This is a genomic window from Candidatus Eisenbacteria bacterium (assembly GCA_016867715.1).
Classification (GTDB): Bacteria; Orphanbacterota; Orphanbacteria; order Orphanbacterales; family Orphanbacteraceae; genus VGIW01.
This window is the reverse complement of record VGIW01000007.1, coordinates 13,943-29,942: the sequence shown is the minus strand read 5'-3', so window position 1 is coordinate 29,942 and position 16,000 is coordinate 13,943. Positions and strand designations below refer to the sequence as shown.

8 protein-coding genes are annotated in these 16,000 nt (G+C 65.4%); 4 read left to right on the top strand and 4 right to left on the bottom strand.

Annotation, left to right across the window (positions count from 1 at the left end):
• Positions 1-129: 129 nt before the first annotated feature.
• The 4 genes from FJY73_02695 to FJY73_02680 form a co-directional block, all read right to left on the bottom strand.
• On the bottom strand, positions 130-2,022 hold the full coding sequence (locus FJY73_02695) for a DUF3857 domain-containing protein (GenBank protein ID MBM3319565.1): 1,893 nt from the start codon (positions 2,020-2,022) through the stop codon (positions 130-132).
• Between the two features lie 13 nt (positions 2,023-2,035).
• Positions 2,036-4,003, bottom strand: a complete 1,968-nt coding sequence (locus FJY73_02690) for a DUF3857 domain-containing protein (GenBank protein ID MBM3319564.1) — start codon at positions 4,001-4,003, stop codon at positions 2,036-2,038.
• A gap of 139 nt (positions 4,004-4,142) precedes the next feature.
• Entirely contained in the window at positions 4,143-8,720 is a 4,578-nt protein-coding gene (locus FJY73_02685) for a GNAT family N-acetyltransferase (GenBank protein ID MBM3319563.1), read from the bottom strand.
• 66 nt (positions 8,721-8,786) lie between these two features.
• Positions 8,787-11,138, bottom strand: a complete 2,352-nt coding sequence (locus FJY73_02680) for a hypothetical protein (protein ID MBM3319562.1) — start codon at positions 11,136-11,138, stop codon at positions 8,787-8,789.
• Between the two features lie 291 nt (positions 11,139-11,429).
• On the opposite strand from FJY73_02680, the gene FJY73_02675 reads away from it, so the two are divergent.
• The 4 genes from FJY73_02675 to FJY73_02660 all read left to right on the top strand — a co-directional run bounded on the left by FJY73_02675 (position 11,430) and on the right by FJY73_02660 (position 15,993).
• A complete protein-coding gene (locus tag FJY73_02675; protein ID MBM3319561.1) occupies positions 11,430-13,619 on the top strand; it encodes a DUF5110 domain-containing protein in 2,190 nt (729 codons plus the stop codon).
• 122 nt (positions 13,620-13,741) lie between these two features.
• Positions 13,742-14,416 carry a hypothetical protein gene (locus FJY73_02670; protein MBM3319560.1) on the top strand — a complete coding sequence of 225 codons (675 nt, stop codon included), beginning with the start codon at positions 13,742-13,744 and terminating at the stop codon, positions 14,414-14,416.
• The gene (locus FJY73_02665) at positions 14,413-15,591 is read left to right on the top strand and encodes an acetyl-CoA acetyltransferase (protein MBM3319559.1); all 1,179 of its coding nucleotides are present in this window, start codon (positions 14,413-14,415) and stop codon (positions 15,589-15,591) included. The genes FJY73_02670 and FJY73_02665 overlap by 4 nt, the downstream gene beginning before the upstream one ends.
• 3 nt (positions 15,592-15,594) lie before the next feature.
• Positions 15,595-15,993 (top strand): DNA-binding protein, encoded by a 399-nt coding sequence (locus FJY73_02660; protein MBM3319558.1) that lies wholly within the window; start codon positions 15,595-15,597, stop codon positions 15,991-15,993.
• Positions 15,994-16,000: the final 7 nt, after the last annotated feature.

Below are 16,000 nucleotides of genomic sequence, written 5' to 3'. Positions count from 1 at the left end.
ATCGTGTCTGTCACCATCGAAGGGCGTTTCCAGGGACGGAATCTCTCTTTCGCTCCGTTCGAGATCGGGATCCCGCGCGTCCCGTCCCGTGTCTCGCACAACGGGTGTTGCGTCCCCGGAATCCGAAGCCTACTTCTCCTTCGCCTCGAGCACGATCCGCGTCAGCCTCTCGTCGAGAACACGGGAGCGGAACGCGCGGAACTCGCGGTAGGCGTCCGTGCCGACCGACCGACCGTCCCAGAGAAGCGTGTAGTTCGCCTCGATTATCTCTCCCTCTCCGTTCCGCCGGAATGAGAACTCGCCCCCCGCGCACACTTCCTCCGCGCTTTCGCCCGGGAGAACCGCGCGGTCTTGCGGCGCCCGCAGCTTCCAGGTGACGCTCACCTCGACCGGAGCGGGAGAGAAGAGGAGACGGTCGGACGTTCCGTGAGCCGGGTTCGGCGGCGAGGGGAGGAGATCCCCCACGGCGATCGGCGCGACGGGAAGAGCGACGAGGATTCGTCCCCGATCGTCCGGAGCGGAAAGCGGCGCCTTCGCGCTTCCGGAGAAGATCAAGCGCCCGGGACGCGATTCGGGGATGCGGACCTCTGCCGCCTCCGCGTCTTCGCTCCATTCCCCGAGCCACTTCTCGATGAAGCTCTCGGGGTTCTCGATGCCAAGATCCGCCGCGTGCGGCCCCGAGACCATCCCCTCGCACTTCCCCTCTCCCGAGACGAGGTCCCAATACACGGCGATCTCGACCCGGTTCGCGTGCAGGGGAGACCGCTCCCGCACGGGCTCCTTTCCATTGATTATGAAATACTCGATCCCTGAACCGAACGGCGGGGTCGCGGCGACCGCTCCGTCGGTCGGATCGACCCACCAAACCTCGCCGTGCCCTCCCGCGACGCGGAGCATCGGATGCCCCAAAGCCCCGAGCGCGGGAGTTCGGACCGGGAGATCCTTCCACCGGCCGGGGAAGATGATTTCGGCCGCGAGATCGCGCTCCTCGCAGAAGGCGAGAAGAAGAACGGCTCTTTCCAGCGGGGTCGCGGTGCCCCTCTCGAGGAGGGTTTGCGCGCTTCTCGGCGGGAGCTGATACCGACACGGCCCGTACGCAACGAGCGTCGTTCGGTCGGCCGCCATCTTGGCGAACCGCTCCAGCGCCTCGCGGTCCCCGAGAAGAGGCTTCTCCTTTTCCACTTTCTCGATCGCCGCGGAGAGCCCTTCCCTTTCCGCCGCCGCGTTCTCGATGCTTCTCGCGACCGGGCCGACGACCTCGTCCCAGGACTCCGAGGGAGAGAGCGCGATCCACGGGAGCTGATCCCCTTCGTGCCCGCGGAGAGGAGGAACGGCGTGCAGGTCGTCGAGACGCCAGACGAGGTGTCTCGCCTCCTTGCCCGCGTCGGGGATGTCGAAGAGCGCGTCGCGGGGACGGACGACCTCGCCGTGAAGACCCTCGGCCGCGATCGTCATCTCCAAGACCGGGTAGCTCCCGTGAGGAAAGATCGCGAAACCGGGGTGCGGTTCCCGCGGAACCGTGTCGCGCACCGTCCAATCGAGAAGAACCATCGCGCCCGGTTCGAGCCCGGTGTGCGTCACGACCATCTCGCGGATGTCGATATGGTCGGTCGAACGATCGAGCCCGTCGGGCGTCACATCGTTGAACGCGTTCTCGGGTGCGTCCACGATCCGGCCGTCCGCGAGAACCGTGCGGCTCGCGTGAATCACGAGCTCCTGGCGGCTTCGATCGTGCGCGATGCGGGGATCCCCGAGCTCGTCCATCGCCCACTCGGTGTAGATCCTCGTGAGACGCTGGCGGCGCATCTCGGCCTTCCCGTCCCGGAACGAGACGAAGACGCCGTCGAAGAGAACGAGCGCGTCGAGATCGGGCTTCGAGTTCTCGGCGGGCGCCGTTCGGACGCGCCGAAGGATCTCCTCGTCGGAGAGCGGGCCGATCCCCGCCGATTGCGCGAGGAGAGGGGCGATCGCGCCGGAAGCGAAGAAGAGAAGAGCAAGAGCGAGCCGAATTCGATTCCTCACGTCGATCACCTCACTATCGCTTGGCATAGAGTTCGTTGTTCGATGCATCCACGACGGCGTTTCGGGCCTTTCGAGCGCCGGCATACTCCTCGGCGGTGAGCTGGCGTTTCTCGATCACCGTTTCACCCTTCAGGACGAGCGCGCCGCCCTTCGCTTCCCAGCTCAGCTTGGCGGCCGCGATCTTCTCCTCGACGGAAGTCCCTTCCGGTTCCTCGGCTTTGTAGCCGGAGGGAAGGTTCACCGTCTCGTCGATCGCGATCCTCTGCGGGCCCCACAGGAACGCACCGTGCGTGCGCTCCTCGTTGTCCGGCAGGAACGCCAATCTCGAGAGCCTCGCGTTCTCCGCGATGAAACGGAGCGCGGGGGAGCGGAAGACGAGATCGTCTCCGAGAAGGTCGGCGAACCGCGGGACCCGGTAGCGGATCCTAAGCGAGGAGTCGATCGTGAAGTCGCGCGGATCGGTGAAGCGATACTCGATCAGCTCGATGTCGGGAGAAACCGCGCCGAGCCACTCCTCGATTCCCAAGCGGACATTCCGCTTCGCTCGGTCGGCCGCGGCGTTCCGGATGCGTCCGTCCAGGGCCCCCTTCCCGTCGAGAACGAGGGTTCCTTCGAGCGCGCCGTCTTTCAGGATCTTCGCTTCGCTCCGGATGGCGAGGAGGTTGTCCTCGGGCGCGAAGGCGGGGATCATCATCAGATCCTCTCCTTCCGGAGATCCGATGACGTAGTGCTGCTCGCCCTCCCAGCGGCTCCAAATCGGATTGTTCCACGGAGCCCACGTCGGATCGAGCATCAGATACGAACCGTCCTCCTTCCGGAGAGCGACCACGCAGTGGTTGAACTGGTCCGCGGGAATCTTCTCGACGCGCGAGCCCGCCATCGTCATCGCCGCGAACGTCGGGTAGCCGGCCACGCGAAGCATCGTGACCAGCATTCCGGCGATGTCCTTGCACACGCCGCAACGGTCGCGGAATGTCATCGTGCTCGGGTGGAGCGTGTACCCCTCTCCTTCTCCCATGTTGAGGCCGCTATAACGGATGTTCTGCGCGACCCAGTGAAGGAGTGCGGCGATCTTCTCGTCCTCGGTCTTCAAGCCGCGGGTGATCTCGTTCACCTTTTCTTCGATCTCGAGGTTCCAGCCGAAGATATCGCGATCCTCGTTCACGGCGTAGAACCAGCGGCTTTTCTCCTCCCAATCGGGCACGGTCGCCATCACCACTTTCGGGACGACGTCCGAGACGTCCGGCATGCCCGGCTCGCGCTTCAGCGCGGGGACGTTTGCCCTCCAGAAGCGGTAGATGTGCGCATCCTCGCCGAAGGTGAGACTGCTCATCACCTCGCCGTTGTAGACCGAGTACTGGAGCGGCTTGTCCTTCGGGAGATGAACGGTGTACGACTTCTCGATCAGGGGAAGACCTTCCTGGAAGAGAAGGACCTCGTAGAAGTGGCCGCGCATCGGAGGGATATAGCGCTCGTCCTCGGTCTCCGCGTCGAGATAGGCGATCTGGAACCCTTTCTTGTAGGTGATCGTCTCGACCCCGTCGCCCGGCTCGAGCGCGCCGACTCCGAGCACCCTCATGCGGCCGCCCCAATAGATGAGGTGCGCGGGTGCGGTGGCGTCGACGACGGAGGCCGGATCGATGTCCACGATGGTCGAGTCGGCGCGGTGGATGCGCACCGCGAGAATCTCGACGATGTTCGACGCCGGATCGTAGTCGAAGCGGAGCGTTGCCTGGGCGCGCGCGCCGGACCAATCCAGCACCTTCACGAGACGGTGGTCGTAGCGATGGGAAAGACCGGTCTCCTCGACGTCGACCTCCGTCCGATCGAAGACGACCACGCGGTCGTTCCCCGCGTACCGGGAGGCGTCCGCGCCCGCGAGGAGGGCGATCGCTTCCTCAGGATCGAGAACGGACGGCGGATCGATGGCGGCGAGCGCGGGAGAGAAGGAGAGAAGCAGTATCCACGCGAGATGACGCATCCGGACCTCCTTGCGGTCGGTTTCGAGTCGCTGTCCGCGCCGACCGCGGCTGATGATGCTCTCGGATCTTGCGGTTGTACTCGGGCCGCGCCGGCATGCGCCTTCCGGTCGCGAGGCGGCCGTTTCCGCCGGGACATGTTTATGTATTAAGCAATCGAACGAGCCCTCCCCATGCCTTGTCCACATGGAAGCCGTGCGCGAGGTAGAAGCGCCGCGCGAAGTAGTGGGTCGTGACGACCTCGATCCCTTGGCCCGCCATGCGGGAGCAGAAATCCTCGAGAAGAGCTCCGCTGATCCCGCGCCTCCGGAGGGACGCGGCGACGACGATCCCGTCGAGATGCGCGACCTTCGGATCGTGCAGCTTGTAGAAGACTCCTCCGACGACCCGCTCCTGTCCGTCGATCGCGACGAGGTACCTGTCGTTCTTCGAAACGATGTTCGGGAAGCCCCCTTGGATGATCAGACCGACCAGCTGTCCGATCTCCGCCGGCTCGACCGGCTCGCGCACCGTGTACTTCTCCCCTCTCTCGTCGATCAGCTCCGACCGCACGATGACGTGCTTCCGGTCGAGATCGCCCACCGCGACGACCTCGACGGCCGCCCGCGCCTGCGGGAAGACGAGCCCGCTGAAGACCGCTCTCTGCTCCCCGTCCCCCGCGACGGACGCCTGCAGATCGGATAGCTCGACCATCCGCGTCGGGCGCTCGGATGGATTGCGGAACATGCGCCCGAGCAGCCGATCGAAGGGCTCGATCACGTCGGGCGGCGCCGAGGCGAAGACCGTGCGGCGGTAGAGCGTGTAGCGGGCGAGCGCCCCGAAACGAGAAAGCCGATAGAGACGGAACAGCTCGCGAACGATCTGGTGCTTCGCGCTCCAAGTCGCTTCCGGATCGGCTCGTTCCCACTCGCCGTAGCGATCGATCGCGCATCGGAGCGGGACTGGAAGATGGTATTCGCGGCGCACGCGATCGAGAAAATCGTCGAGCGACCGCGCGAGCCTTTTCGCGTCCCCCGGAAGCTCCTCGATACCGATCCGCGACCGCAAATCCTCGAGGAATCGCCGTCCCTCTTCCTGCCCGAGCCCCTCGACGCACGCATCGAAGATCCAGCCGATGTCGAGCCCTTGGCGGCAGCGCGGATAGTGGTGCTCGATCTGCCGGAAGAAGTTGCGCAGCATGGGGCCGACGAGATCGACCGGACTCCGATAGGGCTTCCATCCCGCGAGAGAAAGGACCACAGCGCCCTCGCGGAAGTCCGGCTCAGAGACCGCCACGTTCTTCGGATTCACGGCTCCGGGCACGATCCTGCGGCCGCTGTTTCGCCATCCGAGGAAGAACGCCGCCATGCCGCGGACGAAGAGGCTCCGCCAGGTCCCGCACACGGATTGGAATTCCGAGGAATCGGCGGCCTCGCGGATCCGCTCCCATACGGTGAGATCGCTCACGAACGCGAGAGAGATCGCGCCGAGCTCCGGCCGGCAGATGCCGAAGCGCGGCACGGCCGGGGTGCCCTCCGGATAACCGCGAATCGCGATCATCCAGAAGTTTGTGTCATGAACGATCGACATGTCGAGATCCGGGCGGAGCAGGAGCAGGAGGTCGTAGTGTTTGTCGTTGACCGTGTTGATGCTCACCCGATAGAGACGGTGGTCGTGAAGCGAATGCACGCGGGAGATCCAGATCCCGTCCGGCGGCACCTCCCGGACGTCGAAGGCCTCCGCGTCGAACGCGAGCGCCACCGATTCCTTGAGAAAGGTCGTCCCCACGAGAACGGTCTCGATGTGCTTCACCTCGGATGCCGAAAGCCCGTCCTCGAGAACGATCTTCCCTTTCCACTCCTCCGGACCCTCGTCCCTGGCCTCGACAGCGAGCTTCCTCTGATGCCAGTCGGCGAGCTGCATGAACACGAGCTCCGCGGAACGGGCGAGATCCGGATCGCTCTTGTGCTGGATCCAGGTGACGAGCTCCGACCGAACCGCCGCGTAGTACTCGGGGTGGTAGCGCGCGAAATTGGCGAGCAGCGTGAAGAACACCTCGAACTGCGCGCGCACCGCGGGCGTCGCCGGCCACCCGAGCTGATTCCGGTAGCTGAGGAAGCGCATGCGAAGCGCCTCGAGCCGGCGGCGCTCGATGTTCGCGCGCGCGATCTCCTCCATGCTCTCCTCGTTCAGGAACGGGAGACCGGAGAGGACGAACGACGGGAGCAATTCTCCGTAGTCCGGCATCGGCTCGTCGAGAAGCAGAGTGCGATACGCGAGACACCGAACCTCAAAGTCCGGATGGCGAGCGAGCGCCTCGATGCGTCTTCGAATCACGCTTCCAACGCGAAGATCGACCGATCCGAGAGCCTCGCCGAGCCGGCGCAGCGCTTCGATCGACTCCTTCGGCTTCGCATAGAGCGCGAGCACTGAGAGCCGGTTGATCTCCGCAAGCCTGCGTCCTCCGGTCGCGGGCAGATCTCGCGCCGGGTCCTCCCTCGCTTCCTCCGCGCGCCGAATCGGGAGAAGGACCTGCGGAGAGACATCGCCGAGGGAAAGATCCCATCCCTCCTTGCACGGCGAGAAGGCGACGAGGGAAGGATTGCCGATCCAGAGCGCCGGCTGCCGCGCGAAGAGACCGAGGTCGATCGGGCCTTCCGGGACGACGTACTCGAGATCGCCCACCAGAACGCCGGGAGATCCCTCCGGCGCGGCGAGCGGCAGCGCCATCCGGCTCACCCGGTTCACGAGCCCCGTGCTCACCGCGACGATATCGGTCTCGAGAATCCCGAGATCCCGGTAGAACCAGCGCGGGATCCGCGCTCTCACGCCCCCCGCCTCGAGAAGAACCGAGTCGCTCCTGTACAGCTCGTGAATCACGCCGGCGAAGTTCGCTTCAATCGTTTTACGTTTGAATGATCGCTTTGGGGTCAGCTCGCCGTGCTCCTGATCGAAATCGCGTTCAATCACGGCGAAGTTCACCACGCGCTCGTACGTCGCGAGATCTCGATTCGCGGCGGTCACGATCTGATCGAAATACTCGCGGCGATTCTCCGGATCGGGAATGGCGCGGAGAACCGGGTCTTCCTCGTCGGGAACGATGAGGAGCGCGTTGAAATCGCGTCCGTCCCCCACGAGAAACGTGTTCTTGATTCCGGGGACATCCGTGAACTTCGACTCGACCCGCCGAGGCGCGACCGTTTGCCCGCGGCTGTTCTTGTAGATGTCCTTGATGCGATCGACGATCTCGAGATAGCCGCTCGGACGCTCGCGGAAGATGTCGCCGGTCCGGAGCCATCTCTTCTCGCCGGGCGCGGGAGGGGGCTCGTCGAGATACGCGGCGATGTACGGTCCGGCGACCTGGAGCTCCCCTTCCTCGCTGAGGCGCGCCTCGACGAGAGGGAGCGGAATGCCGACCGTGTTGTCCTCGTACTCTCCGGGCGGCGTCATCGTGAGCCCGCCGGTCCCCTCGGTCATGCCGAAGCCGCTGCAGAGCTCGACGCCCATCCTCTGGAAGAAGTGAAAGACCTTCGGATCGAGGAAACCCGCGGCGGAGAGGCCCCATCGGAGCCGGTCGCCCACGACCTCGTGAAAATCCTCGACCGTGGGCGAGCGATCTCCGGCGATCTCCAGCACGCGTTCGCGAATCTGCATCCATCGCCGCGGAATCCCGATGAGCCCGCTCGGGCGGACCTCTCGAAGGCCGGCGAGAAGAGTTTCCTTCGACGGGTTTCCTGCGAAGACGTACGTCCCTCCCCAGAAGAGCATCCCCATCAGCTCGAGGAAGCGGCCGAACGTGTGGAAGAGCGGGAGGTAGCAGAAGAGCACCTCCTCCTCGCCGACGGCCGGAAGGGCCGCAGCGCGCGCGAACCGCTTGGAAAGTAGGTTGAGCCGGCTGAAGACGACTCCCTTCGGCATGCCGGTCGATCCGGAGGTGAACATGACGGTCGCCGCTTCACGCGGACCGAGACGCTTTCGCGCGTCGAGCAGGCGATCGATTGTCTCGCGCGAGAGGCGCGAGGCGAGGTCCTCGAGAACCGCCTCCCGCGGATCCGCCGGCTTCGCCTCGCTGTCGAGCAGAAGGATCGTGTACGGTTCGCGAACCGACGAGCGGATTTCCTGGAGGCGCGCTCGCCGTTCGTCCGAGTCCGTGACGACGAGGTTGATGCGGAGTTCGTTGAAGACCCAAGCGATCGTCTCCGCGCTCAAGTGCGGATCGAGAGGCGCGACGAGGATGTCGTGGATAAGACACGCGAGATCCGCGCAGGCTCCCTCCACACAGTTCTCCGAGAGGATCGCGACGCGCGGCGAGCCGTCCGCGACTTGGAGAAAGGCAGCGGCGAAGGCGCGCGCGCGCCGAGCGACCTGGGAGTAGCTCCAGCGTCTCGGCTCGCCGGCCGCCCCCTCTTGCAGGAGCGGCCGATCCGGGTGCGCGCGAAGGCGCTGCTCGAGAAGCATCTCGAGCGTGTAGCCCGAGATCTCGATCGCCGTCGCGGCCGTTTCCGCCCAACGCACGCGGTGCGCGCGGTCGGGCAAGCTTCGAAGGAAGAACGAACGGCGCGTCCGGTCGAGATACTCGTGCCAGAAGACGGGATCGACCGCGCCGGCCCCGCCGGACGCGACGAGCTCCTCGGCCGCCCGAAGAAGGCGGACCGACATCTCTTGAGGGAGAGGCTCCATCGCCCCCCAGGAGACGATCGCCGCCAGCGCCGATTCGTGTTCCCGAAGTTCCACGCTCATGGATCCGCACCCTCCGCCCTGAACCGAAAACCGATCGTTCACACACGAACGAACTACCGAAGAGCGCTAGGCGACGAAACGCCGGATCGCCTCGAATTGGCTCCTCCCGTCGAGTCCCGCCTCCTTGAGCACCATGTCCGCCTGCCCGCTCCCGAGGAAATGCCCCTTCTGGAACGGATGCATGCTGTGCTTCCTCCCGCGCTCCGACACGACCCAGCGGTAGAGCGTCGGAAGCGTGAAGCCGGTGATCCCCATCGCACGGCTCGCGCGCTCCTCGGGAAAGGTCCTCTCGCGCTCCTCTCTCGGAAGCATGTCGAAGAGCTCGGCGCTCGCGACGTAGTAGACGTCGAGATCGATTCCTTCCTTGTCAAGGAGAGGAAGCGCCCCCTCGACGAACGCGCATGCGACCCCGCTCTCCTGCAACACCACCGTTCCGTCCGCTTTGCCTTTCGCTGCGCGGAGACGGTACACCCCCTTCGCCGCCTCCTCGGCCGGGGCGAGACGGAGCGCCGCGCGGTCGGGAACGATCTCGTTCGGACGCGTCACGAACGGCGCGATCACCGCCGGCCGTTTCGCGAGCGCGGCGGCAAGAAGCGGCCAGACCTCCGCCGAATCCCAAGGCGTCAGCGTGACGACGGTTCCCGCGGGGAAGTTCTCCTGAAGGAGCTGGAGCGCCTGCGGATCCGCGTGCGTGGGGCCGTCCTCGCCGGTCTTCAACCCGGCGTGGGCGCAGACGAGAACCATCGGCTTGTGCGGCTCCTTGGAAAGCTCGCGCCGCGCCTGGTTCCCGATCGCGTGCAGCCTCGCCGAGATGTGCCCAAGAGGCGCGAGGAACGCGCCGTAAGAAGAGCCGACCCCGATATGCCGCCCGTACGTGGAGAGACCCGCGAGAATCCCGGACATCGCGTCCTCGCAGATCCCGCCGATCGAAAGCAAACGGGCGTCCGGGTTCATCTTCGAGTGATAGTAGCCGTCGGGGAAGCCGTCGTTCACGAGATTGATGCTGGTGGAACCGAGAAGGTCCGCCGCGGCCGCGAAGAGGGCGCCGCCGCTCTCCTTATTATAGTAGCCGAGCGCGCGTCCGAGCTCGTTGCGAAGGGTCGTCGACGCGCCCGGCTTCAGCGCGAGCTCCGCCGGGACTCTCGCCGCCGACTCGGAGGCGATCCGATAGATCTTCTCGACGCTCGGAGCGTCCTTGCGCGGCTGTCTCCCGAGGCGGTTCAAGCGCTCCCGCGCCTCGACCAGGCGGCCTGCGAGGAAGTCGACCGTCTCTCGATTGGTCTCCAATGCTCTCCGGATGAGCTCGAGCGCCTCCCAGAAGCACTCCTCCATCACCGCGCGGCCGTCGGGACCGTTGCAGCGCAGCTCCCCCTCGCAGCAGCGCGGAAGCTTCGGCTCGATCACCGGACGGATCTGATCGAGCGCCTCGTAGAACCCGTCGGAGCAGAGCTTGTGTCCCGCTCCGTGCGAGGCGCGTCCCGTGATGCCGTAGTTCCAACCCTTCACCGTTCGATAGACGATCGCCGTCGGTTGTCCGTTGTCGATCGAAAGCGCTTTCCGCTGCGCGGCGAGAACACGGCGGAAGTCCCTCCCCTCCTCGACGCGAACGACGTTCCAATCGTGCAGATGGAGAAGCTCGATCGGATCCCACTGCACGTAGTCGCCCGGCGTCGTACCCTCGCGGCAGACACGGTTCGTGTCGATCGAGGCTTGGTTCCAGTCGACATGAAGAAAGACGTTGTCGAGAGAAGCGGTGCCGGCCGCCGCGAGCGCCTCCGCCACGCGCCCCGGCGTCATTCCTCCCTCTCCTTCGACGATGTGGACGCGCGGTGCCGCGGCGCCGTAGTAGTCCTTCGCCCCATACGCGAGCCCGAGGGACGTCGCCACGCCGACCCCCGACGCTCCCGTCGAGAGACGGAGGAACGGGGTCGCCGGAGTAGGATGCCCGTCGAGTGGTTTGGAGCTGAACTTTTTGAACAATGGGGTGTCGGTGACCGGGTTTCTCCGGAAACCGAGGAGATCCTCGAGACGAAGCTGTTTCCTCTCGTCCTTCGGGAGAAGCTCCGGGGCGCCGATCCGGGCCACCTCGTTGCGAAGGGCCCACATCGCGTAGAGACCGAGCGCCTTGTGCCCCGCCGCGTAGGAGATGAGATCCGCGTCCACGCGGTCCGGATCGGAGAGGTCGTAGTCCATCGCATCGAAGAGAAGCGATTGAACGAACGGGCCGGATGAGATCGATCCGCCCGGATGTCCCGACATCGGGACGTAGTTGTACAAGAGCGCGCAAAGCGATCGATAGATGAGGTCGAATGTCTCGAAGTGCTCCGCGTCTTCATCCGAAAGCGGGGGGTCCGCCTTTTTTATCTCGCCGGCGATTGCGACAACGATCCCGCGCCTCGGTCCCAATTCAAACGCCATGTTCGACTCCTTGGCTGGCTGGAAGACCCTCGCCCGATTCGGGAACGAGTATACCGGAGAGACGCCCGGGGGAGAACCGCTTCGGGAAGGCGGAAACCGCCTTTTTAGACCTCTTAATCCATTGCGGCACAACGCGATCCGGAGATACCGCTCGGACGGCCGGCCGAGCGGCTCCCCTTTTCGCGGGAGGGTCGGAGACGCTCCTCGGTTACAATGGGTCGAACCGATCGAGCGGGGGCCTTTCGACGAACGAGGAGCCGCGCTCGATCCTGAGGGGTGAGCGGACCAACGATGAGAAGGAAGAAACAAAGAAGCTCCGAATCGATCGCGCCGAGGTTCGCCCTGCGATTCCTCTTCGTGATTCTCGCGCTCGCGATCGGGTCCGAGGCGCTCGCCGACCCGGCGGCCTATCTCGTCGGAGAACGAATCGTCCGCTTCCACGAATCGGAGGAAGCGCGGGCGGGCGCCGCGCCGTCGATCGCGCTCCGGGAACCGCTCGCGGAGATCCAGCCCGCGCCTGCGGACTTCCCGGTGCGGCCGCGGTTCGAGAATCTTCACAATCGGAACGGCGTCCGCGTGAGGATCGACGAGGGAACGAGCCTGTATGGGACCGGCTTGGTCCCGGGACCGCTTCTCCGAAACGGGCGGAGAACGACGCTCTGGAATCACGACGCGTTCGGATGGGGAGACGAAACCCCTCATCTCTATCAATCGCATCCTTGGGTGCTCGCGGTCCGCGCGGACGGAACCGCGTTCGGGCTCCTCTTCGAAACGACCTACCGGAGCCATCTCGACCTCGCGGGGGACATCCTCTTCATCACCGAAGGTCCGCCGTTCGCGGTGCTCGCGATCGACCGCGAATCCCCGGACGAGGTCGTGCGCGCGCTCGCCGATCTCACCGGACACATGCCGCTTCCCCCGCTCTGGGCGCTCGGCTACCACCAATGCCGCTATTCGTATTTTCCGGATGAGCGCGTGCGGGAGATCGCGCGCGCGTTTCGTGAGAAGGAAATCCCGTGCGATGTGGTCTGGCTCGATATCGACTACATGGACGGCTTTCGATCCTTCACGTTTCATCCGACCCGCTTCCCGGATCCGCTCGGCCTGAACGAGGACCTGCGCACGCGGGGCTTTCACACCGTCTGGATTCTCGATCCGGGCATCAAGAAGGAAGACGGGTATGGCGTGTACGACACGGGAAGCGAGAGGAATCTCTGGGTGGAGAGCGCGGACGGAAGCCCGTACACGGGGCGGGTCTGGCCGGGCGAATGCGTCTTCCCCGACTTCACGCTTCCCGCGGCGCGCGACTGGTGGGCGAATCTCGTCGCGGACTTCCTCGCGCGAGGGATCGGGGGGGTTTGGGTCGACATGAACGAGCCGGCGGTCTTCGACGTGTGGGACAAGACGATGCCCCTCTCGAACATCCACCGGGCGGACGAGGCGCTCGGCGGAGCGGACACGCACGCGCGCTATCACAACGCGTACGGCATGCTGATGGCGCGCGCAACCCGGGAGGGCGCTCTTCTCGCGCGCCCCGACAAGCGGCCGTTCGTTCTTTCACGCGCGAACCATCTCGGCGGACAGCGTTACGCGGCGGCGTGGAGCGGCGACAACCTGGCGACTTGGTACCACTTGGACGTCTCGATCCCGAACGTCTTGAACCTCGGGCTCTCCGGCCAGCCGTTCAGCGGGCCGGATATCGGCGGCTTCGCCGAAGCGGGGGACGCCGCGCTCTTCGCGCGATGGATGGGGATCGGCGCGCTCTTTCCGTTCGCGAGGGGACACACCGCGAAGGGGAACATCGATAAGGAGCCGTGGTCGTTCGGGCCGGAAACCGAGGCGACGTGCCGGCGGGCGATCGAGCGCCGCTACCGCTTGATGCCGTATCTCTACACCGTCTTCCGCGAGACATCGCTCACCGGGCTTCCGGTCGCGAGACCCCTCTTCTTCGCCGACCCTTCCGACCCGGATCTTCGATCCGAGGACGACGCGTTCCTTCTCGGAGCGGACCTTCTCGTCTCGGCGCGGACGACCCCGAAGCGCGACCGCGTGCCCGTGATGCCGATCGGCGACTGGAAGAAGATCCCGTGGGAAGAGACCGCGGGCGAAGAGGATCCCGATCTTCCGGAGCTCTACATTCGCGGCGGGGCGATCGTCCCGATCGGTCCCGTCATGCAGCACACCGGAGAGAAGCCGCTCGATCCGCTCACGCTCCTCGTCCGGCTGGACGCCGAAGGGCGCGCGAAGGGGACCCTCTACGAGGACGACGGAGAAAGCCTCGAGTACCGGAAAGGAGCGTTTCGGATCACCGAGTTCGAGGCGAGAGAGACGCGGGGCGTCGTGCGCCTCGCCTCGCGCATCGTCGACGGGTACTGGAAAGAGCCGCAGAGGAAGACGTTCGTCCGGCTTCTCCTCGACGAGGGGACTCTCGAAACCGAATGGAAGGGCCGGGACTCGGTCTCTATTCGCGTCCGGCGGTAGCACGGTTCACGCGAACGCCTCTTGCGCCGAACACGGCGCGCGTCTTACGATCATAGGGCGGGCGTCGATCCGTTCGTCCCGCTCGGTTCCGGCGCCCGCCCCCTCTCGCGAAAGGAGCGTTCATGATCCTGGACGAACTCGAGAAGAGGCTCCGGCCGCCCGCGCGGGCGATGCCGCCCTATCCTCCGAAAATGATCGTCCTCGCGTCCGGCAAGACTCTCGTCGTGCGCCAGGCCGAGGGGGACGACATCCCAATTCTTCTCGAGGCGATCGAACCTCTCGTCCGCGTTCGCAAGGATTTCTACGACATCGTGGCGGCGCGCATGTACGCCGAGCTCTTGAGCCAGTATCTCCACCGCACGCTCGATCCGTACTGCCTCGTCGGCACGATCGACGGCGTGATCGCGAGCCTCGTGAACGGACGGATGATCGACGAGAAACGCGGAATGAGCTATCACACGCTGACGATCCATCGGGGCCTTCGTTGCGGCGCCCACATGTTCGCCGCCAAGATGGAACATCACATGGATGTCCTGAATCAGGAAGAGGTCTTCATCGTCGCGGAGAGCTACCTCGGCTTCAAGCGGTGGATGATCGAGTACCAGCTCGAGCCGAGACCTGATTTCCAGCACGAGCTCGGCGGCGTCGGGTCGTACGCGCTCACCAGGAAGCTGTACGACCTGTACAAGACGCGGCTTCTCGCCGGCACGCGCCCCGTCCCGCCGGAGGTTCTTCGCACCGCGGACACGCTCGTCCTTCCGGACGAGTACCCGCAGATTCCGGGGTTCAAGCGATGAGGGCGGTCGGAATCGCCGGGATCGGACACACGAAGTTCGGCCGCTTGGACTACGACCTCGTGGACATCATGGCCTGGTCGTCTCTCGAGGCGCTCAAGGACGCGGGCATCGAGGGGGGCATCGACCAGGTCTTCGTCGCCAACATGGGGGCGGGAGCGATCAACAACCAGACCGGGATCGCCTCGGCGCTCGTCTCGCGCATCTTCCTCGAGCCGGCGATGGCGGAGACGATCGAGAACGGCCCCGCCTCCGGCGCTTCCGCGGTCAAGTGCGGGTATCTCGCGATCGCGGCCGGGATGGCGGACACGGTCCTCGTGACCGGCGGCGAGCGGATGCGCGAAACGACCGGATGGAAGGCGACCGATTTCGTCGCCACGCTCACGCATCCGGACGCGGAGTACCCCTACGGGCTCACGCTCCCCGCGTACGGCGGGATGTTCACGCGCGCGTACATGGAACGGCACGGCCTTACGGAAAAGCATCTCGCGATGATCGCGGTGAAGGCGCACCAGAACGCGGAGAAGAACCCCTTCGCCCACATCGAGGAGACGGCGAGCATCGACGGGATCTATGACGGACCGCACCGGGAGGTCGTGAACCCGGTGATGGCGGATCCTTTACGTCTCTATGACCTTTGTCCCGTTTCCGACGGGGCCGCGTCGGTCGTGCTTACCGCGATGGATACGGCCGGACGGTTCAAGAAGAGACCGATCCGCATCGCGGGGATCGGACAGGCGACCGACACGCATTGCGTGTTCAATCGGGACGACCTTCTCGATCTCAAGGCGGTTCGGCTCGCCGCCGAGCGGGCGTACGCGATGGCGGGGATCGGTCCGAAGGAGATCTCCTTCGCGGAGCTGCACGACGCGTTTCTCATCCTCGAGGTCGCCGAGAGCGAGGAGGTCGGTTTCTTCCCGAAGGGCGGAGCGAAGAAGGCGATCGAACGGGGCGAAACCGAGATCGGAGGGCGCATCCCGATCAACACGTCGGGCGGCCTCAAGGCGAAAGGGCACCCGGTCGGCGCGACCGGCGTCTCCCAGATCCACGAGATCGTGAAGCAGCTCCGCGGAGAGGCGGAGGAAGGGCGGCGCGTGAAGAACCCGCGCTACGGTCTCGCAGTCAACTTCGGAGGCTTCGGAAACAACGTCGTCGCGACGATCCTCGCCAAGGAGTAGACCATGCCGACCACGACCGAGCTCTACGCCGTCGACCGAAACGTCTACGCGTATCGATGCCCCGAGTGCGGCGCGCTCTACTATCCCGCGCCGATGATCTGCCGGAAGTGCCGGAACCGCCGCGATCCCTCGACGACCGTGTATTCCGACTTCGAGAAAGTCCCGCTCGGCGGCCCTTGCAAGCTCCTCACGTGGACGAGGATCTACGCCCTCCCCGAGGGGATCGACCGGCCGAGCCTCGCCTTCGGCGTGGTCGAGTTCACGAACGGGATCCGCGCGGTGGGCGTGCTCATGACGGAGAAACCGAAGACGGGAGCGCTCCTCGAGGCGCGTCCGGGGCTCGTCCGTGAGCTCGTCAGACGCGATTGTTACGGACTTCAACTTTTCGATCCGAGCCCGTAGGGGATTC

Coding starts and splice junctions, on each gene's coding strand:
- FJY73_02675 (MBM3319561.1), top strand. CDS start 11,430: ATGAGAAGGAAGAAACAAAGAAGCTCCGAATCGATCGCGCCGAGGTTC.
- FJY73_02680 (MBM3319562.1), bottom strand. CDS start 11,138: ATGGCGTTTGAATTGGGACCGAGGCGCGGGATCGTTGTCGCAATCGCC.
- FJY73_02670 (MBM3319560.1), top strand. CDS start 13,742: ATGATCCTGGACGAACTCGAGAAGAGGCTCCGGCCGCCCGCGCGGGCG.
- FJY73_02665 (MBM3319559.1), top strand. CDS start 14,413: ATGAGGGCGGTCGGAATCGCCGGGATCGGACACACGAAGTTCGGCCGC.
- FJY73_02660 (MBM3319558.1), top strand. CDS start 15,595: ATGCCGACCACGACCGAGCTCTACGCCGTCGACCGAAACGTCTACGCG.
- FJY73_02685 (MBM3319563.1), bottom strand. CDS start 8,720: ATGAGCGTGGAACTTCGGGAACACGAATCGGCGCTGGCGGCGATCGTC.
- FJY73_02690 (MBM3319564.1), bottom strand. CDS start 4,003: ATGCGTCATCTCGCGTGGATACTGCTTCTCTCCTTCTCTCCCGCGCTC.